Source organism: Bacillus sp. GW823-FHT06A11 (assembly GCF_058795355.1).
The window spans coordinates 139,803-158,339 of sequence record NZ_JBXAHS010000003.1 but is presented as its reverse complement, the minus strand read 5'-3'; the positions used below and the strand labels follow the sequence as shown (position 1 = coordinate 158,339).

Sequence of the window (18,537 nt, the reverse complement as noted above, 5' to 3'; positions counted from 1 at the left end):
TTGTAAGGAGGTATTTTAAATGCTCTCACCATATACATGTGTATCTTGTGATCAACCTCTCATACAACACGATGAACATTCATTTATTCATTACTGTACTAATCCAAATTGTGAAGAAGCAAAATTGCATTCGGCTCTGTTAGAAGAGATGGGGTTGTGAATCCTATCTCATTTTCTTTCCAATAAGGATTTTGTTTAAAATTCATTAACCTTATTGATTCCTTTGCATACAGTATTATCACAAGAATTTCAATAAGTGCTCCGGTCTAGTTACCTTGAATTTCTTGCAAACCTTGTGGGAAGAATCCGTTTATAACAAACGGATTCTTTTATTTATCCATCATAAAATAACTATTTTGTTCACTTTGTTGTATAGATAACTATATATTTAGATGTTAAAATATTATTGTGATTCCCACTTGGTTTCACATACGACTTTTTTTCTTCGATTATGGGGTTCTTACGTAATAGTAAGGACCATTTTTTTATTTAGTGCCCATAGCCAGTAAATCCGAAGCCCATATTTCTTTCTGATTCCAATAGTCCCAACGTTTCTACTAACGCTATGACGCCTTCAGTTGCCTCGTTCAATCAAGTGAATTTCTACCCTTTAAATACGTCATAACGCTATGTCTCCTAATCCAAATCCATTATCTCTTCTAAGGTTCTATCGGAAATATACGTGGTGATAATCTGTATCTTTCCGTATTTCTTTTTAGCCATTCCTATAGCTTCGCTCTCGGACTTCGCCTCAAACCAACGGAGCTTCCACTTCTCGTCTTTGTCGTAAAACTCTACTGAGTACGTCATAACGCTATTACGATTCAAGAATTTGTCCACGGTACTTGTTGCGGTATAATCAAAACTTCCGACTACATCCTCCAGTGTTAGTTGTTTCATGCCCCTAACCCCATTGGACGCGATTTGATTTTGTTCTTATCTGCCTGATCCATAATTAATGCGGCGATTTCTAGTTGATGTCTTCCTAGCTCTTTTGCTATTTCAAGAATATCTTTATCCTCATCCCACATTTCTCTTAATCGAATCACTTCGCTTTCATCAAACACTAAATCCAACTCTTCTAAAGCGATATATAAGTTACGACGCGACTTCTTCATGTACTTTCCCCGCTGCAACGCCATTGTGTAATTCTCCTTTTCCAAATCCGTTCCAAGTCGTGGCATCCCATTTCCCCTCCATTTGTAATAGATGAATTTCTTTTAACTCCGCCATAACGGCATGACGTCTTCTATCCACTTCTTCAGGACTGCGATTCCCTGCTTCGCAAATACACGGTGCAAATTGATAGCAGCCATTCCCCATATCGTTGCTAATTACTCCCGTTCCTTCACATACACACATCGTTTATTCCCCCTTTTAAAATGGCAATGCCTTTCTTCTGTAATCCTTTGTTTCTTTGAAAGTAATCGTTCTGAAATTATTGAGAATCCGCGATACAATTCGTTCATCATATGCCTCATCTAAACGCTTTCCTGTAAGGTTTGTTGTGAAGATAGTAGATTTACCTTGCCTACCATCGAAAACATCGAATAGCACCCTATTAATGAAGTTTGTTGCTTTCGTATTGGCATCTAACGCACCTAACTCAGCTCCTAAATCATCGACTATTAATACTTCCGCTCTTACTAAACCTCTTATAATTTCATCTTCAGTTAATGTAGAATCTTTACTGAATGTACTTTTAATCTTCCGTAGCAATTCGCCAACTGTGACAAAGACAACTGACTTCCCTGCTACTGCAAGCTGATCCGCTATAGCGTAAGCAAGATGTGTTTTCCCTGCTCCGCAATTCCCGGCCATAATCGTGTTAAACACTTTCCCTTTGAGATAATCAGTTGCAATGACCTTTGCAAGTTCAAGGTTCTTCGCTCCTTCCTCGCTAGTAGGTTGGTAGTTTTCAAAGTTAGCTTTCTTAATGTTGCTATCGGCAATCATGCTTTGCTGATGGAACATGAACTTCTTCTCATTCGCTTTACCTGCATCGTACTTTGCTTGTTCTTGTTGCTGAAGCTTCTTACTTTCGTTTTCAAGGAAGCAGCGAGGGCAAACAACTTGTCCAACGAACTTCATCTTATTCATACCGTGCGTATCACACACATCAGAATCCATAGTCATATTCACCTTTTTGGCTATATCGGTTGGTATTGCTGCCGCTGCTCTCTGCATTGTTCTTCGCTCCTTTATTTCGTTGGTATTCAGCTTCTAAAGCTTCAACATCATTTAAAGTCTTAATGTTTTTGTTAGCCCACTGTTTTAAGATGCCTTCAGCGTAATTCCATTTCTTCTGTTGCTTTAATGCGCGTTCCATAGCTGCTTGTACAAGTTCTTCGTTTGTATCTTTAATCCACTGATCTATGCCATCTACCATGAATGGATTTAAAACTCCAATGTTACTTTCATAGAATGAGAAGGGGTTCTTACTACTACTTATTGTTAAATTAGTATTGTTAAGATTAGTATTGTTAGGGTTCACCTGGTGAACAAGGGCCTGTTCATCTCCTAAACCACCCTTGTTCATTTCCTGAACCACCTTGTTCACTGATTGAACAAGGGTACTAATATCATTGAGGTAATAAACGTTTGAAGCATGTCCACCATCTTCGCCATTTCTCTTTTCTTTGAAGACATATCCACATTCGATAAGTAAATTTAGAGATTTAATAATTGTATTTTTGGACATTCCTACTTTCTTTCCGATTGTTGATAAAGAAGGGAAGCAACTACCCGTTTCTTGATTTAGATACCTGCAAAGAACCATGTACACTGCCATTTCTTTATGAGAAAGCCTTGCATCGTCTACAATCTCGTTATCTATCATGAAAAATCCACGTCTTCTTCTATCTATTAATGTCATTTAGTTCACCTTCTTCATCCAACATTCATAACTCACTAAATCTTCCATTCCTGTAAACCGAACCTTATCTTTACCTCTAAATTTACCTTCATGATAAAAAGTTCTTTCTGCTCTATATATTCGCTTGATTGGCGTTACATAGTCGTAACCTCGTTTTTCTAAATCACGAACTGCTATTAACATCTCTTTCATCGATCCGCGCCTTACAGGTATCTTAAACATCACGCATTCGCCCTTTCGCATACCGCTATGTCGCCTTGAACCTTAATTACTTTGTATCCTGGATAGCGATCGGGAGTAATGTACTCAATCGCCTTTACTCTCGCTTCTTTTTCGTTTCGTGCGCCCTTCCACACCCACTTCGGAAGGACGACTTTAGATTGATTTTTGTCTAACATAGGCTTAGCATCTCCTTAGTTTGTTTGTTCTATTTTTTCTGCTTGTTCTTGTTCTTCGATTTCAGAAGTTACTTTTTCAGCCTGTTTAACCCACTTTGTTGATTTCTTAAGTACTTCTTCGGCTTGTTTTAATGTCAATTCGCCAACTTCTTTAATACTTAAATGTCCTTTAATCGTGTTTTCATCCACTTTTCGAAGAGTAGCTAATTTTTTTATGTTTAATTTGATTGCACCGACTTGTTGAGCAGTAATCATTTCCTCTTGGATTTCTGGTAAATCTTCACCTGCATAGATGTATAATCCTAATCCGTGAAGTGCAATTGCTTTTACTAAGCACCGTTGGATACTTGTGTTAATGTCAAAGCTGTTAGGCTCTGCAATTGGCTTATTCTGATTGTTAAGTATTGGGTGAATCTGACTTAGTGGTATTCCTTGTACAGTTACTTCAACCTCTACAAAGTAACCACAATCTGTTTTGAGGTAAGGTGCCCCATTAAATCGTTTTACTTCCCATGTTGCTGTTGGATCAACCTCACGAAGTTTTTTAACTGCCCATGCCCATGATAAGTAGTTAAAGCGCCCTTTCTTTTCAACATGTTCCGTGCAATCTATTTGAGCTAATTTAGAAAAGTAGTTTTCAATTATCATATGAATCTCCCTCTCCTTTAAAATGGTGATACTTCTGTTTGTTTACTAAATTCATATACTTCCGTAAGTGCCTGTAATCCGTATTCATAGGCTACAACCATTGATGCAGCGTTAGGTTCATTACTTTGCTTATATCGTTCAACTAAATTCTTCATAATTTGAATTTCAGCTTCAATTTTGTTTTGTAGGGCCATCTTATTCACCTGCTACTTTCTCTGTAGAATGAGACTTCACATATTGAGTAATGCACTCTGTTTCTGCGTGTAGGTAAGTACCATCGAAATCTAAGTAACTTTCACCGTAGTAGATCTCACCTTCACAACCGCAGCAGTACTCAATGAAGTCTCTTGCTGATAAATCATGATGATTTCCGATTAACATTGAATTTTCAACCATTTCTACATTCCTCCTTAGGGGGAAGGCGTTTTTTTATTTTGTATTGAATTCACTTCTAATCTCATTAACACATCCATCCCAAAGCCCTTCATCGAAATACTCACTGTTTTTGTTGATAAAATCCTCACATTCATGGTGTAAGTAGTAAGAATAAAATTCACCTTCGAACATTCCTGAATTTTTAACTGCTACAGATCCAATAGGAATTATTTTTGAACATCCAAGACACTTATGATCTTTACGCGTTTTCTTTATATCGCGTCTATTGCTAAACTCACTCATTTCCTTCTTCCCCTTTCTAAGGATTTCACGCATCGTAATACCCAGGAAACTGTCTATTAGATGGGGTACTCTATCAAATTACTGAATATTACGACAAGCAAGGACTTGTCCTATTAACTCTATAAAGACGCTATTACAAACATAAGCCCTTATGGATTCTTTGGATTATCAACTTTTTTCATAATTTTCATCATCGTTTTCACATTCATATTTCTGTAACATCTTTATATAATGTTTTATTAAATTTCGTGTTAAACTTATAACATTCCAAGAAGTCCTTTACTTTTAGAATCGACAATTCTTCAATACCCTTAGTCTTGCCCTGCATCCCCTTGCAGGGCTTTTATCATTTATCTAGAGTGATATACCTCTTGTATGTTTCCTCAACTTTATCTGCGCTGTTATGTATCCCTCTAGTTCTTAAATCCTTTATGATCCACAAGATTTTCTTTCTTTCGTATTCATCACGCTGTTGTTTATCCATTACTGTTCATCCTTCATAAACCTTTTGTCTATTCGATCCATAAGTTGAATGAATCCTACAAGTCCGATAACTGCCACCAGAATCATTAAATGTGAGAATATGCTTTCTTCTATCATTTAAACCGCCTCCTTTATTATTTAACGGTCAAGTTAACCTTAATTTATATGACCTAAGGTCAAGTTTGTGTTGTTTTAAAAATGACCTCACCCTACTAAGTCATCCATTGTTGTTGATAAAGCATTAGCTATTTTTTTTAATGTTTCAATCTTAGTTGATTTAACACCTAATTCTATCTTCGAAACCATACTCTCACTGATTTGTGATAGTTCAGCGAGTTGTTTTTGTGTAAGTTTTTTACTCGTACGAAGTTCTTTTATGTAACTCCCTTTTATTTTCATCGGCTTCACCTCTCGATTACATTTTCATTGTACACACAACTTGACCTAAGGTCAAGTATTTATTTAAAAATTTATTTTTCAAAACAAGAAATGGACTAGAGGTCAAGTCTTATGTAGAATATATACTATAGTCAATGTAAAACAAAACCATTAAAATTTCATATAAAACAGTTATTAAAGGGGAATAAACTAATGTTACCTATACTATCCATTAGGATAAAAGAACTAAGGAAAGAGAGAAAATGGTCTCAGAAAGAATTAGGAGAAAAAGTATATGTTAGTGAATCTTTCATTTCGAAAGTCGAATCTGGAAAGAAGCAACCTTCAAGAGAAGTAACTGCAAAAATCGCAGAAGTATTTAATGTAACTACAGATTTCTTGTTAGGGCGAAGTGCAGAAGAAAAACTAAACGAAATGTTAGACGTAAAATTCAGGGCGATGAAGGAACGATTAGCTAACCTCCCTGAATCCCAACGTGAAATGATTATAAAACAAGCGGAGAATTTAATGGCAGAGTTCGAAAAACTAAATAACCAGCCGGAAAAATAGCCAACCCCATTACGAGGCGTGGCTATTTTTTTGTTCTATATTAAACAGCATTTCAATATATGAATCAATTGTTTGCTCATCGTTATTAGATAATTCAGCAGCTTGCAATAAAAATTCCTTTAAAACCTCATCTCTTGTCATCCTCGACATCCTCCAATAGCTTTATAGTGATTTGTGAATATTTCACAATGTTTTCTTGAATATTAAATCCGATATTTAGGAAATATCTCTAGAAACAGCGAATGCGATTGCCTCTATTGAGACAATCGCATTCATAATATTTATATCGTAACCTTGGGAAACAGGATATTAGCCCATTCCGCCTCCAGGATCAACCATCATTCTATACGTATTTTCCTGAACAACCTTTACTGTTTGCGCTGACTGTTCTTTCTGCTCTTTAGCAGGAGTTATGTATAGTACTCCGACTAAGGCAACTGTTGCTACTATAGCTAACACTTTTTTCATTTAGCATCACCCATATATATTATACCATTTTTATTAAATTCTCCCAATATTTTTCTAGGGAATTTACTATAAAATCTGTTACCTGCACACTCGAAGTCCACTATTGACTCTTTTATTAAATCAATGTCTTTCAATGCATAACCCAATATGCACTTTTTCATGGGACTTAACTTCCCGTCTTTTCTTTCAGCTTCCTTTAAAAGTTTGACTGCCACGTCAGAATGACCAATTTGTACTTGATAAAAGGCTTCTTCACACGCGTTATATATTTTAATTCCCTCTAGCCCTTTATTACAGACAAGTTTAATAAAAGCAAAAGTATTTATAATGCTTTCTTTTCTTTTTATTACTCTTTCATAATGGCATACGTCTAACATTTCTAACGATTTATTGATGTACCAAGAGGCTCTTTCATAACTTTCGAAAGTGTAAGACTCCGCCAGATACACTAAAGCTGATGCCCTTAAAAGAGAAAAACAATTTTTATCGTCTTTCAAATTCATTATTTCATGACACAACTCTCTGGATTTTTCAACGTTATCTTGCATCAAATAAGCGTAAGATAAGCCTTCTTTAATTCTTCCTGAATATGCCGTTCTAATAAAATCATTAGGGATTTTTTCGACTTTAGGCTGTAATACCTCAGCATATTCAAACAATGAATTAAATTTTTCTAAATCGTACATCGTATAGAAAGTTAGTATTCCGTATAACACCTTCATTTCTTGTGTCTTAATTACCCTACTTCTCTTACGATCTTCCAATTTTTCTAATAACCCTTTACCACTAACGGCACCCTTACTTCGCATCCATACCAATTCATATACATAAGCCCATTCTCTATTCATCGCCAACGAGGACGTTTTTTCTATATCTACAATTAACTTCAATAATTCTAAGTCACCTATTGCGTTTGCATATTCCATTGCGATTCGCATATTTTGTTTACTCTTTGTAACCGAGCAAAACTTATGTAGCATTTCTTTTTTTCTTAAAACATCGTCATCATACAAGATATTAAGCAACTTAATCATATTCCAAAAATTAAATTGGGTCTTTCCTGATAAGTTTTTGGAGAGCGCCCCTCCAGAAATCCCTAATTCTTTTGAGATATCTTCTTGATTCCTTCTTTGAAAATCAATTTCATCGATAATGCTACTTAAGAATTTCATTAATGCTTTTCTTTTGAACTCTTCTTTTTTTTGTATAAGTGTATGATCCATCAAATTTGCTCCTTTTGGAACAAAGACGCTTCGCTATTTTCCTCAAATTATAAACAGGAAGTTCATACCACAGTAATGCTTTAGTAATATCGGCATGTTATAATGTAATTGTTACTCATGAAGTAACCGAAAAGAGACTTATGGCAGATGTTCCCCTGGTGAGTCGGGCGAACGGTGTAAGAGTGGTGCGAACACTACTTACACACGCTGTGAGTCTTTTTTTCGTTCCGTTTATTTTATTATTTTCATAATATCATATTTTTGCCAAAATTCAGTCGTGTGGTTATCAGAAAAATGTTGAGAAAGTTTACGAATAGCTTTATATCAACGGTTATCAATTGAAATAGACATATGGAGACTTCACATACATATTTCACCACAGAAACTAAACTTTCGTTCAGTAATGTAGAGGTTTTTATAAAGTAAAAGGATAAAGTTTTCGGTTTTAAGGAGAAAAAATTTAAAACACTTACAAAAGTTTCTAGAATATGTGTTCTTTTTATCTGCATTTGTGGGCTTTTTGATATATAATTTTCTTAGGAAAAAGTTTAAATAATACACTGTGTTTGATTAAGAAATTATTTAAATGTCGAAAATTTAAGATAGAAAAGACTTTATTTAATATATCGTAGAAAGGAGGGAATCCAATGAATGGTGATTTATTAAAAAGATTATTTCGGACCATTTCAATTGGTAACCAAGAAGATATAATTAAAATGGCACAATTAGTTATTGATTATGAGGAGAAAAGGGGGCATCAACGGTTATCAAAAGAATTAAGTGAGATTATTAAAGATAATAAGATGCCTACATCTTATGACGAAAAAAATCTAAGTTCCTTACCTAAGAGTAGAAGGTACGATATTCCCTTAGCGACTTATATTGAAACAGATCAATTGGAATATGAAATGGTGTTACCTGTCCATGTTGAACAAAGATTATATAGGATAGAAAGAGAGTATGCTGCTAGAGAAAGACTAGCTTTGTATGGATTACAACCAAAAAAGAAAATTTTATTATATGGTCCACCAGGTTGTGGCAAAACTTTAGGGGCTCAAAGATTGGCGCGTAATACGGGGCTTCCTTTTGTAAAGGTTCGTTTTGATGCTGTATTATCTGCATATTTGGGAGAAACCTCTGCAAACTTAAGAACTATGTTTGAAATAGCTGAAAAATCACCTTGTCTGTTATTTATTGATGAATTTGATTCTTTTGCTATTTCACGCACCTCTACTAATGAAGTAGGAGAAATAAAAAGAATTGTAAATAGTTTTTTACAATTATTAGATGAGTATGATGCGAAAGGATTATTAGTTGCAGCCACTAACTTGGATCAGCAGTTAGATCCTGCAGTATGGCGAAGATTCGATGATGTAATTGAAATTCCTAAGCCAGGTACAAATGAGATTAAAAAATTAATAACGATGACTTTAGCTAATCTAGAGGTATCTTACATTGATTGGAATGTTATTTTGAAAGCTACTAAAGGCTTTTCGGCAGCTCAAGTTATCAAAGCTAGTCGAGAAGCAGCAAAAACTTCCGTTTTAGAAGGAAAAGATGTAGTAACTCATGAACTATTACTTGAAGCAGTAAATAACACTCGAGGTGAATAATTTGGCTAGAAGTGAATTTTTACATATACCATTGAGGCTTGTTAAAGATGCACCACCAATAAAACCAAAGAGCTTTTCCTCAAAGAAATCTTTAACAACAAAAGAGAATGAAGCGAATCCTAAAGTACATGGACAGAAATTACTAAGTTCTGTAGGAAATATTCAAAAATCTTGGTGTGACAAAAAAGTTCAAAGAAAAAAAGATGAGCTTCCTGTAATGCCAGAAGCTATTCCTTTATATCTACATATAGATCCTGATGCACTTCCAATAGAAGACGTTAGGAAATTCGATATTGAGGTAATTAGTGAACTAGAAGACGGGTTCATTTTGGGTGCATCTAATGATGTGAATTTTAATACATTAGCTAATAAAATTAATAAGTTTATGGATGCAAAAGAGAAAAAAGCAGCCAGTATTTGGGAATTTATTCAGGATAGTAATTGGCGAATACAAAGTATTGTATCACCATATTTACAAGAAGCATGGTTTAAAGTGAAGGGTAATGAAATACTTGTTGTAGATGTTGGAATAGCTTGCTTAAGTACAATTGATATTCCGGAACATCCTCAAAAAAGAAAGAATCAATATGCTTCAGAAGAAAGATTTCAAAAAGCTATAGCAAAATGGGAACAAAAAAGAAATAAGGCACATACAGAATGGAATAGGATAGCGCAACAAAGAGTTTCAGATTTCTTACATATAACAGAGCAATATGGGGGACGAGTACTTACTATGGATCGAAGTAGGGGCAGTTCGCTATCAAAACTTCCAGATTGTGTGAATATCCGTATTGAAATTTCTTGGAAAGGTTTAAAAGACATTGCCTTAAACCATCCTTTTGTATTTGATATTACAGAAGCACAAGATATAGGTTTTTCTCCTATCGATGGAAAAGATGCAATAGAGCAAGAACAAACAACAGTAAATTTACTTTCGCCTACAGATTCTGCACCTCGCGTATGCGTAATAGATAGTGGTATTCAAGAAAAACATCTACTGTTAAAAAACGCAATAGACTCTACAACATCTAAAAGTTGGATAAATTCCCCAACAGATGTAGCAGATTATGTTAAACAAGGGGGACACGGTACAAGGGTTGCTGGAGCAATTTTATATCCCAAGGGGATCCCTATTTCAGGTGAGATATCCCCCATATGCTGGATACAAAATGCACGTGTATTAGATCAGAATAATTCTATGCCTAAAGAATTATCTCCCTCAGAAGTATTAGAGCAAATTATAGAAACCTTTTATAATAGTCCTACTCGTACAAGAATTTATAATCATTCAATAAATAGTTTGTATCCTTGTAGAACAGTACATATGAGTCATTGGGCAGCTACGATTGATAAATTATGCTGGGAACAGGATGTACTTTTTACAGTTTCTATTGGAAATCTGCCTTTATCTAGACCTTCAAATTCTGATGCCCGATTAGGCATAAGGGATCACTTAGCGAGAGGAAAAAATTATCCAGATTTTCTTTTAGAAGACTCCTCAAGAATAGCTGATCCGGCCCAAAGTTTACAAGCAATAACAGTTGGGTCTGTTGGAATTAAAGATTTAAGTGGCATTTATAATTCTTTTTCAAAAGAAACAGAACCCTCTTCATTTTCGTGTGCAGGACCAGGGATATGGGGAGTAATAAAGCCAGAGGTAGTAGAATATGGTGGAGATTTCGCTTTTACTATGGGGGATACTCAAAGTGTTGTCGTGAAAGACGACTTATGTCCGCAGTTAGTACGTTCAACATTACATGGAGGTAATTTGTTCGCTAGAGATGATGTAGGTACATCCTTTGCTACAGCAAAAGTTACACATATTGCTGCTGGAATTGCTGAAGTTTTTCCAAGTGAGTCCACCCTTTTACATAGGGCCTTGCTTATACAATCTGCAAGATGGCCAGTTTGGGCAGAAAATGGAGCTAATAAATCTAATATTATTAGACATTTAGGCTATGGAATTCCAAATTTAGAGAGAGCCATTGAAAATTCGGATTATCGAATTACTTTAATTACGAATGGAGAAACACTGATTAAAGGGAGACAAGTACATATATATGAAGTGAAAATTCCAGAAGAACTTCGTAAACCAGTTGATGAATATAAAATTCGTGTAGACATTAGTTTATCTTACAAAGCCGAACCGAGACGTACCCGTAGACATAGAAGGAGATATTTATCTACATGGTTAGACTGGCAAACTAGTAAACAAAATGAAACTCCAGGAGAGTTTGCTAAAAGAATGGTTGAGCAAAGCGAAAATGAAGGGGCTTCTTTAGGGAATGATTCTCCACTGTTTAATTGGAATATTAGAGAAAGGGATGATTGGGGAGCTATTACAGGTGTAAATCGTAAGAGTGGTACCATTCAAAAGGATTGGGCAGTTATAGATTCAAATAAATTGAGTGAAGGGTTTTGCATAGCAATTATAGGTCATATGGGCTGGAATACAGATCCCGAGGCTAGTGTTCCATATTGTTTAGCCGTATCTTTTGAAGCGATTAATCAAGATATTGAATTGTACTCAAAAATAGCAATAGCCAATGAAGTTGAATTAGAAGTACAGGTATAAAAGTTACATTAGGAGGAAAGAGAATGAAAGAGAAAAAAGAAGAAAATAGAGCAATTAGAGGATCTTCTATTCGCTTTAATGAGCCCACTGAAGATATAATGAAAAAGTTTGATATATTTTTAGAGGTACAGACCGAGGATAGTCAGATTGAGCAAGAAGATAAGGATGATAAATAGATGGTTCCGACAATTGCTCAATTATATGCAATAATAATTTTATTAGTACCAGGATTTATATGCATAAAAATTTATTCAAAGTTAACTCCCACTAAGAAAAGAGAGGCTTTTGATTTTACTGTTCTTAGCATAACTGTAACGCTAGCTATTCATACGATATATACCGGTTTCTTGAGTTATTTGTTTATTAATCATGTAAACACAATAATCACAGAAGTTTCCACTAAAGAACTAAGCAATGAAACAATTAAATGGGTAGCTATTTATAGTATAGGCTTAATAATTTTTACAATTATAGTTGCGGTATTTCTTGCTTTTATAAGAGACAAAGGGCGATTATATAAGTTTATTAAATTTTTCAAATTCACTGCTTCACCGTTTGATAATCTATGGGATGAAATAGTCTTTATTTACAGTTTGGAAAAAGAAACACCTTTAATTATTGTTCATTTTGAAGACGAAAGTTATGCAGGATATTTACAACGCTCTTCTTTTGAACTAGATAAAAGTAATACCAAAGAAATAATTCTAGCTAGTCCAAAATATAGGCATAAGGAAGACGAAAGTTGGCAAGTTTGTAAAGAAAGCGTGATTTATCTCAATTTAGATGATGTGAAGTCTATACGTTTCTTTAATGGTGATACTTTATTAAATTCTAAATTATAGTTACATCCTTGTTAAGTAAACCCATATAATCATTCGTCATCTACCATTTTTCGATTTGTAAAATATCGAAAATGAAAATTACTTCTAAACTGAATAGAAAAGAAATCAATTAAACAAAGATTTCTTTTCTATTTTATCCACGACCACATACACCAGTGTAATACAATATATTGCATAGGCGTCCCATACATATTATTAAAATTAAAGTGGTTCAAGTCGGAAGGCACCTTTGGGTGTCTTTTCTTTATGAATAAGAGATAGATGGGAAAAATAAATTATAGGACAGAAATATAGTCTAAAACTTCTAAACTATCTTTTTATTTCCTTTCGACATAATATGACAATATAAAGATATTTAATTTGTTATTATTAACGTGGCAATCTTACATTTTACATAATTGGAGGAACAAACGTGGGAAAAATATTTAAGTTTGGATGCCTGGGCATTATAGCTTTATTTGTAATCGGAATAATTGCTATGGTTGCTGGTGGCGGAGATTCATCAGAAAAAACTTCAACAGACACTAAAGCTGTATCAAAAGAAGGTGTATCTTCTGATGTGAAAATCTCTGTAGGATCTATGGAAACAGTAGATTCTGTGGGTAATGAATACTCAAAAGAACAAGCACAAGGTGTCTTTAAGATTTTAGAAGTTACACTTACTAATAATCAAAAAGACGCTATCACTGTTGATACTAACAGCTTTAAATTGGTAGATAACAAAGGTCGTGAATTCACATCTTCTGTACAAGGTCAATCATCTTTTGACTTAGCTAACGGTGGAAAAACTGACTTCTTCTTAAAACAATTAAATCCTGGTCTAACACAGACAGGGAAAATTGTATTTGATATACCAAAAGATGCTGAAGGACTTTTCTTAAAAGCTAGTGGCGGTATGACAGGTAAAGAAATTAATTTAAAAGTAGAATAGGAAAAAGGTACTCGAAAGAGTGCCTTTTTTTCTTAACAACTGACATTACTTAAGGTAGTAAAATAATGTTTGGACGGGAGTCCAATACATATTATTAAAATTAAAGTGGTTCAAGTCGGAGGAAGGCACCTTAGGGTGTCTTTTTTATTTCATTTCGACATAATATGACAAAATAGTTGTGATTATATTTGTTATGATAGTTCAGGTAAATCTTACATTTTAAACGCTGGGGGATACATACTATGAACAAAAAACTATTAACAACACTTACTTGTTTCGCTTTATTTATGGGATTAGCAGCATGTTCATCTAACGAGACAGCAAGTACTTCCAAAGAATCTAAAGCTGAGCAAGAAGCACAAAAGGAAGCTGAGAAAGCGAAGAAAGCTGAAGAAATAGGGACTGTGAAAAAGGAGAAAGCAGAACAAGAGACGGCTGAAAAGCAACGCAAACAGCAAGAAGAGGCTACAAAAAAGGAACAACCAACAACTACTTCTGGTAACACTATTAAAGGCTTAAAAGACGAACTATCCATTGGTATGCCATTTAAAGATTATCTTGCTAAAAAGAAATCATTAAATGTAGAGAATCCCTTCAGTATTTCACTCGGAAAAGGTAATGTAGGTAGTGTTCTTCAAGCTCAAGATGGAGTATTAGTTGTATGTATTGATGGAGAAAAGATATTCGATTTAAAAACATTTAAAAATGTTGATGAAGCTAAAGAATACGAAAAGAGCTTAAAAGTAAAATAATAGATTCAATTCATATTTCTCAATCACCAATATAATTAAACATGGTAAAATAATATTTGGATTGGCGTCCAATACATATTATTAAAATTAAGATGGTTCAAGTCGGAGGAAGGCACCTTAGGGTGTCTTTTCTTTATTTGATTATAAATATAAGCGCTTGTACAAGCACTACAAATCTAGCAGCATAACATATTAAAAAGGAGATGAAACGTATTGTTAAAACGACACAAATGGCCACATAGACATCATCATTGTTGCGAGCATACTTGTCGCTGTAATGATAACGTGGTTATCAATGATGGGGAAGGCTTTCCAATACCATCGGAAGCAATTCCCACTGATACTAATGGAGGGCTTTTTTCAATAGTTATTGTTATAGGATTTTATCTTCCGGGTGCTGAAACTACTAAGAAAGATGGTAGAGATAGATTAGATGCAGACTTAGCGATTGCGAGAGAAATATGGCCATTCCCCATTGCTCAAATATCTCCAGGAATTCATTTAACTAACGAAGACCTCGGCTCAAATTTTAATTTCCCCCCACAGCTTGGATCAGTAACTGCAAATAGTCCCGAAATGATAAAATTACAGAGAATAAGAAGAGATTTTAAAATGTATAATCAACTATTAAGTACGAAAATTGTAACTGTATGGTATGCTCCGTTCCCAGAAACTTCAACCGGAACAATAGGTTTATCATGGTTTAACTTAAAGGATCCAGATGATCCAGATATAAACCATGCAAAACGTTACCAACATATCATTGTTTGTAATGCTGCTAATGATGGTTTAAATGAATCAACTGTTGCGCACGAACTAGGTCATATATTTTGGGGAACAGCAGTTGAAAAAATAAATGGAAATTTAGTACAAATTAATCCTAACGGTTGTGATCCTACAGCCTCCCAATGCAGAAAAGATACTCCAGAAGATAGACACAGCCCAACTATCGTAACTCTAAATAATATACCAACCCCTAACCAAAATAATGTAATGAATCCATTAGCTAAAAATAAAAAAGGACTGTGGAGCAGCCAAATAGAACTAGCAACTAAAACCTTTTTATTTCTCTAAAAGAAGAGCAAGTCGGAGGAAGGCACCTTTGAGTGTCTTTTCTTTATGTAGAAAAAAGCCTCTCCATCTTATAGAAACGGTAAGCCCTTAAAAACAATAATTGCAACTAAATTAATTTTAAATTACATTAAGATTAGAGAATACTATACTAATAAAGCGCTAAATAGTAGGTGGAGAAAATGGAATTTAACGATTTGGGTATTACCATTAAAGAACTTCGAATTTCAAAAAATATATCTCAATCCGCATTATGTCATGGAATATGTTCACAAAGCCAAATTAGCAAGATCGAAAAAGGTGTGATTTATCCATCTAGCATATTGTTATATCAATTATCTGAAAGACTTGGTGTTGATCCAAATAATATATTTGCACTAACTCAAAACAAGAAATTAAAATACGTACAAAATGTAAAATATGTAATGATCGATTGTACAAAGCAAAAACAATTTGAAGAACTTTATGAAATAGTAAAAAAAGAGAAAAACGAAAATAATTTCCAATCAATAGAAGATAAACAATTTCTACTATGGTACGAAGCAATTGCTATATATCGTGTGAATAACGCAACAAAATTGGCTTTAACTCTTTTAAATAATGCATTAAAACTAACTGTAACGAATATTGATTGTTTATCAGAAAGAGAAATAGATATTATGCAGTCAACTTCTATATTGTATGCGGAAAACAAGGAATACGAAAAATCTATTAATATATTAAAAAGATGTTTAACTAACTTTAATAAGTTAGATTTTCCTAGAGATAAAGAAATTAAATTAAAAATCATTTATAATTTAGCAAAATGTTTAGACCTCACATATCAACATGAAGAGGCAATAAAATACCTTGATAAGGGCATCAAATTAGCTATTAATCTAAACACTTTATATCTATTAGGTGAACTATACTATTTAAAAAGTCAGTATTTATTAAAGGTTAAACAACATAATGAAGAAGACGTTGTTAATAACATGAATAAAGCATTATTTATATTTGAATTAACAGAAAAAGAACATTATATACAAATGATTAAAGATGAACTTATTGAAATACAGAATAAAAAACACTCATAATTTCGTAAAAACTACTTACAAAGCCCACAGGAAAAATCCCTATAGTTTTTTAAATTAGAGCTATATTATTAAAATTAAAGTGTTTCAAGTCGGAGGAAGGCACCTTAGGGTGTCTTTTCTTTATAAAAAAACTACTGATATGCAAATAAAGATAAAATAGGGAGCACCTTTATTCAAGTGCCCCTTGCTTTATTTATTGACGTTCTAAACTTGCTTCAGCATTTACACAGTGATAACATTGCCCTTCATCCAAAGCAATGCTCATATCTCCCCATGCAATTATTTCCCCGCACCATTCATTAGGACATTTAGCCATATACACATCATTATTCAACATTTCTAAAGCAATTGCTTTGATTTGGTCATCACTTAAAGAAGAAAAGCCTTGATCAATTGCACGCTTTGCTGAACCTAATGCAGCTGAACTAGATAAATTCCCATCTCTTATCAAAGTTTGTAAATAATCATCAAGACCCCAACTACCAGCATTTTCATTCATATAATCCGAACTATCATCCTTCAAACGCTTAATTAATGCATTTAAACTATTATCACTAACTCTTGTCATATAAATTCCTCCCCTTATTTGTATCTCCTATTCTGATTCATTTTACATCAAATTTCCCCAATCACCTCTCTATATAAATTATTTAAATCATATAATAGAAGATTATCTTATCTCTTTTATATACCATTTTCGACAGAAAAATCCTTGTTTTTTCACAAGGAATAATAAGCATGGAATATAAAACTAGCTAATAATAATCTAAGTATATCCATAATTTCACGTACTATACCTGTTGTATAAAACCTAATTCCGCAATAAGGTCTATTACCATCCATCCCTTTACCTTCTAACCAAGTAAGTAGTAAATCCTATATTTATTCCTCTATCTTAGTCAATCATTCCCCTAGGACTTAAACAATTCCATGTTTTTCATCTTTTCTTTGTGATTAAGCTTGACTAAAGGTCTTGAGGGTTTTTATCATGTGGGAACGATTATGGAACACGGCTGGAAGGCAAATTTATCCCCTACTTTGAAAGATCACAAAAAAGTAATCGATCAAAATAGATGGATAAGCGTCTTGTTTTCGCCATGCGGTCACTTATAAGGTATCCGTATGTATAGACCCTGTTCACTCAGCGATTTTCACCGCATACATCCTTTTTCTATGGCTTGTCCTTGTAATATCGTCCCTACACGACAAACTGAATGTACTCCCTAGCACCTTGATGCTAACGATAACCACCCGAACCTTTTAGGGATTCGTCCCTGGGCACGTTCTCGCCCTCCCTCATCAGAAGAACAGGATTCCAATGAGGGGTGCTGTTTTTGTAGGCGCATACTCTGTACCCCCTGCACGACCAACAGCTAGCCACGCCGTAACACGTTCCCCCTATATAGAAGCACGGAATTACGGCTTATCAGTTTTTATTTACGTGGTATCAGGCAATTCCACGCGAACAAAAACAAAAAGGCATCTCCAACTCCTAAATGGCTTGTACATTCACAAGACTTCTAGGCTTAGAGATGCCCTATATATATCTTTTGACTGCAAAAAATACAATTCTAGCATTTACTAGTTGAATTTTAGCCGAATCATAGATAAAATGGGTATATCAAATAAGCCTAGTCGAAAGGCATAATTGTTTAAGGATAGTGGTGGTACACTACTTAAACCAAATTCCTGCATGGTTACAGGTTATGTCTAGTAAGTGTTGGTAGCAATTACTAGAGCTGAGTCATTCCCACAACGGTTGGTAGCCGTTAGCATATGGGAGTGGCTTTTTGTTTTGTGTTCATATTCAATTGTTCTATCGATCTTCGTATATGTAAAATATCAAATTATGTTTTGTTTTGTAGAATGTTGCTTGTTGTGTACTACGTTACAACAAGCTTTTTTGTTTGTAAACAGCGAAATGACAACTTAAAACTACGCACAAGTAGAAAAATA

At 34.2% G+C, this 18,537-nt stretch carries 27 protein-coding genes; 10 read left to right on the top strand and 17 right to left on the bottom strand.

The genetic code is table 11. The features are described 5' to 3' along the window. Nucleotides 1-19 precede the first annotated feature (19 nt). Nucleotides 20-160, top strand: a complete 141-nt coding sequence (locus AC1Q8L_RS14905; protein WP_000951033.1) for a hypothetical protein — start codon at nucleotides 20-22, stop codon at nucleotides 158-160. Between the two features lie 476 nt (nucleotides 161-636). Here the strand turns inward: AC1Q8L_RS14905 and AC1Q8L_RS14900 are convergent, their stop codons facing one another. From AC1Q8L_RS14900 to AC1Q8L_RS14840, 13 genes are all read right to left on the bottom strand, one after another. Further along, the gene (locus AC1Q8L_RS14900) at nucleotides 637-900 is read right to left on the bottom strand and encodes a hypothetical protein (protein WP_000811982.1); all 264 of its coding nucleotides are present in this window, start codon (nucleotides 898-900) and stop codon (nucleotides 637-639) included. Continuing rightward, nucleotides 897-1,142, bottom strand: coding sequence for a hypothetical protein (locus AC1Q8L_RS14895; RefSeq protein WP_002153818.1), 246 nt, complete (start codon nucleotides 1,140-1,142; stop codon nucleotides 897-899). The genes AC1Q8L_RS14900 and AC1Q8L_RS14895 overlap by 4 nt, the downstream gene beginning before the upstream one ends. Continuing rightward, on the bottom strand, nucleotides 1,099-1,362 hold the full coding sequence (locus tag AC1Q8L_RS14890; RefSeq protein WP_000337748.1) for a hypothetical protein: 264 nt from the start codon (nucleotides 1,360-1,362) through the stop codon (nucleotides 1,099-1,101). The genes AC1Q8L_RS14895 and AC1Q8L_RS14890 overlap by 44 nt, the downstream gene beginning before the upstream one ends. A 15-nt stretch (nucleotides 1,363-1,377) precedes the next feature. Next, nucleotides 1,378-2,136 (bottom strand): ATP-binding protein, encoded by a 759-nt coding sequence (locus AC1Q8L_RS14885; protein ID WP_002153817.1) that lies wholly within the window; start codon nucleotides 2,134-2,136, stop codon nucleotides 1,378-1,380. Next, nucleotides 2,120-2,875: a helix-turn-helix domain-containing protein gene (locus AC1Q8L_RS14880; RefSeq protein WP_492339459.1), complete on the bottom strand. Its 756-nt coding sequence runs from the start codon at nucleotides 2,873-2,875 to the stop codon at nucleotides 2,120-2,122. The genes AC1Q8L_RS14885 and AC1Q8L_RS14880 overlap by 17 nt, the downstream gene beginning before the upstream one ends. After that, on the bottom strand, nucleotides 2,876-3,097 hold the full coding sequence (locus AC1Q8L_RS14875; RefSeq protein WP_000472843.1) for a hypothetical protein: 222 nt from the start codon (nucleotides 3,095-3,097) through the stop codon (nucleotides 2,876-2,878). Further along, on the bottom strand, nucleotides 3,097-3,273 hold the full coding sequence (locus AC1Q8L_RS14870; protein ID WP_000884759.1) for a hypothetical protein: 177 nt from the start codon (nucleotides 3,271-3,273) through the stop codon (nucleotides 3,097-3,099). The genes AC1Q8L_RS14875 and AC1Q8L_RS14870 overlap by 1 nt, the downstream gene beginning before the upstream one ends. A 15-nt stretch (nucleotides 3,274-3,288) precedes the next feature. Next, complete coding sequence (locus AC1Q8L_RS14865) at nucleotides 3,289-3,921, bottom strand: Sak single strand annealing protein (protein WP_000582866.1); 633 nt, start codon at nucleotides 3,919-3,921, stop codon at nucleotides 3,289-3,291. A gap of 17 nt (nucleotides 3,922-3,938) precedes the next feature. Next, nucleotides 3,939-4,115, bottom strand: coding sequence for a hypothetical protein (locus AC1Q8L_RS14860; RefSeq protein WP_001207934.1), 177 nt, complete (start codon nucleotides 4,113-4,115; stop codon nucleotides 3,939-3,941). Nucleotide 4,116: 1 nt separating this feature from the next. Next, entirely contained in the window at nucleotides 4,117-4,317 is a 201-nt protein-coding gene (locus AC1Q8L_RS14855) for a hypothetical protein (protein ID WP_000230100.1), read from the bottom strand. 33 nt (nucleotides 4,318-4,350) lie between these two features. After that, nucleotides 4,351-4,599 carry a hypothetical protein gene (locus tag AC1Q8L_RS14850; RefSeq protein ID WP_001288822.1) on the bottom strand — a complete coding sequence of 83 codons (249 nt, stop codon included), beginning with the start codon at nucleotides 4,597-4,599 and terminating at the stop codon, nucleotides 4,351-4,353. Nucleotides 4,600-4,945: 346 nt separating this feature from the next. Beyond that, nucleotides 4,946-5,083 (bottom strand): hypothetical protein, encoded by a 138-nt coding sequence (locus AC1Q8L_RS14845; RefSeq protein WP_000360849.1) that lies wholly within the window; start codon nucleotides 5,081-5,083, stop codon nucleotides 4,946-4,948. A 203-nt stretch (nucleotides 5,084-5,286) separates the two neighbouring features. Next, nucleotides 5,287-5,481 (bottom strand): helix-turn-helix domain-containing protein, encoded by a 195-nt coding sequence (locus AC1Q8L_RS14840; protein WP_000693791.1) that lies wholly within the window; start codon nucleotides 5,479-5,481, stop codon nucleotides 5,287-5,289. Between the two features lie 192 nt (nucleotides 5,482-5,673). Between AC1Q8L_RS14840 and AC1Q8L_RS14835 the strand changes: the two genes are divergently transcribed. Continuing rightward, nucleotides 5,674-6,030 carry a helix-turn-helix domain-containing protein gene (locus AC1Q8L_RS14835; RefSeq protein WP_000936791.1) on the top strand — a complete coding sequence of 119 codons (357 nt, stop codon included), beginning with the start codon at nucleotides 5,674-5,676 and terminating at the stop codon, nucleotides 6,028-6,030. A 9-nt stretch (nucleotides 6,031-6,039) separates the two neighbouring features. On the opposite strand, the gene AC1Q8L_RS14830 is transcribed toward AC1Q8L_RS14835, so the two are convergent. The 3 genes from AC1Q8L_RS14830 to AC1Q8L_RS14820 form a co-directional block, all read right to left on the bottom strand. After that, nucleotides 6,040-6,171 (bottom strand): hypothetical protein, encoded by a 132-nt coding sequence (locus AC1Q8L_RS14830; RefSeq protein WP_000196301.1) that lies wholly within the window; start codon nucleotides 6,169-6,171, stop codon nucleotides 6,040-6,042. Between the two features lie 168 nt (nucleotides 6,172-6,339). Next, a complete protein-coding gene (locus AC1Q8L_RS14825) occupies nucleotides 6,340-6,498 on the bottom strand; it encodes a hypothetical protein (RefSeq protein ID WP_000756309.1) in 159 nt (52 codons plus the stop codon). After that, nucleotides 6,495-7,721, bottom strand: a complete 1,227-nt coding sequence (locus tag AC1Q8L_RS14820; RefSeq protein ID WP_000350116.1) for an AimR family lysis-lysogeny pheromone receptor — start codon at nucleotides 7,719-7,721, stop codon at nucleotides 6,495-6,497. The genes AC1Q8L_RS14825 and AC1Q8L_RS14820 overlap by 4 nt, the downstream gene beginning before the upstream one ends. 647 nt (nucleotides 7,722-8,368) lie before the next feature. Between AC1Q8L_RS14820 and AC1Q8L_RS14815 the strand changes: the two genes are divergently transcribed. The 8 genes from AC1Q8L_RS14815 (at nucleotide 8,369) to AC1Q8L_RS14780 (ending at nucleotide 16,581) form a co-directional block, all read left to right on the top strand. Beyond that, complete coding sequence (locus AC1Q8L_RS14815; protein ID WP_001012716.1) at nucleotides 8,369-9,334, top strand: AAA family ATPase; 966 nt, start codon at nucleotides 8,369-8,371, stop codon at nucleotides 9,332-9,334. A gap of 1 nt (nucleotide 9,335) precedes the next feature. Further along, a complete protein-coding gene (locus AC1Q8L_RS14810) occupies nucleotides 9,336-11,909 on the top strand; it encodes a S8 family peptidase (RefSeq protein ID WP_000124192.1) in 2,574 nt (857 codons plus the stop codon). A 23-nt stretch (nucleotides 11,910-11,932) separates the two neighbouring features. Then, nucleotides 11,933-12,085 carry a hypothetical protein gene (locus AC1Q8L_RS14805; RefSeq protein ID WP_002153814.1) on the top strand — a complete coding sequence of 51 codons (153 nt, stop codon included), beginning with the start codon at nucleotides 11,933-11,935 and terminating at the stop codon, nucleotides 12,083-12,085. Then, nucleotides 12,086-12,751 carry a DUF6338 family protein gene (locus AC1Q8L_RS14800; RefSeq protein ID WP_000249255.1) on the top strand — a complete coding sequence of 222 codons (666 nt, stop codon included), beginning with the start codon at nucleotides 12,086-12,088 and terminating at the stop codon, nucleotides 12,749-12,751. Between the two features lie 412 nt (nucleotides 12,752-13,163). Continuing rightward, a complete protein-coding gene (locus AC1Q8L_RS14795; protein WP_000516000.1) occupies nucleotides 13,164-13,682 on the top strand; it encodes a DUF4352 domain-containing protein in 519 nt (172 codons plus the stop codon). Between the two features lie 242 nt (nucleotides 13,683-13,924). Then, nucleotides 13,925-14,434, top strand: a complete 510-nt coding sequence (locus AC1Q8L_RS14790; protein WP_492339458.1) for a hypothetical protein — start codon at nucleotides 13,925-13,927, stop codon at nucleotides 14,432-14,434. 213 nt (nucleotides 14,435-14,647) lie between these two features. After that, on the top strand, nucleotides 14,648-15,508 hold the full coding sequence (locus AC1Q8L_RS14785; RefSeq protein ID WP_000919357.1) for a hypothetical protein: 861 nt from the start codon (nucleotides 14,648-14,650) through the stop codon (nucleotides 15,506-15,508). A 179-nt stretch (nucleotides 15,509-15,687) separates the two neighbouring features. Beyond that, nucleotides 15,688-16,581, top strand: coding sequence for a helix-turn-helix domain-containing protein (locus AC1Q8L_RS14780; protein ID WP_000395488.1), 894 nt, complete (start codon nucleotides 15,688-15,690; stop codon nucleotides 16,579-16,581). A 193-nt stretch (nucleotides 16,582-16,774) separates the two neighbouring features. On the opposite strand, the gene AC1Q8L_RS14775 is transcribed toward AC1Q8L_RS14780, so the two are convergent. Next, a complete protein-coding gene (locus AC1Q8L_RS14775; RefSeq protein ID WP_492339457.1) occupies nucleotides 16,775-17,149 on the bottom strand; it encodes a hypothetical protein in 375 nt (124 codons plus the stop codon). Nucleotides 17,150-18,537 lie beyond the last annotated feature (1,388 nt).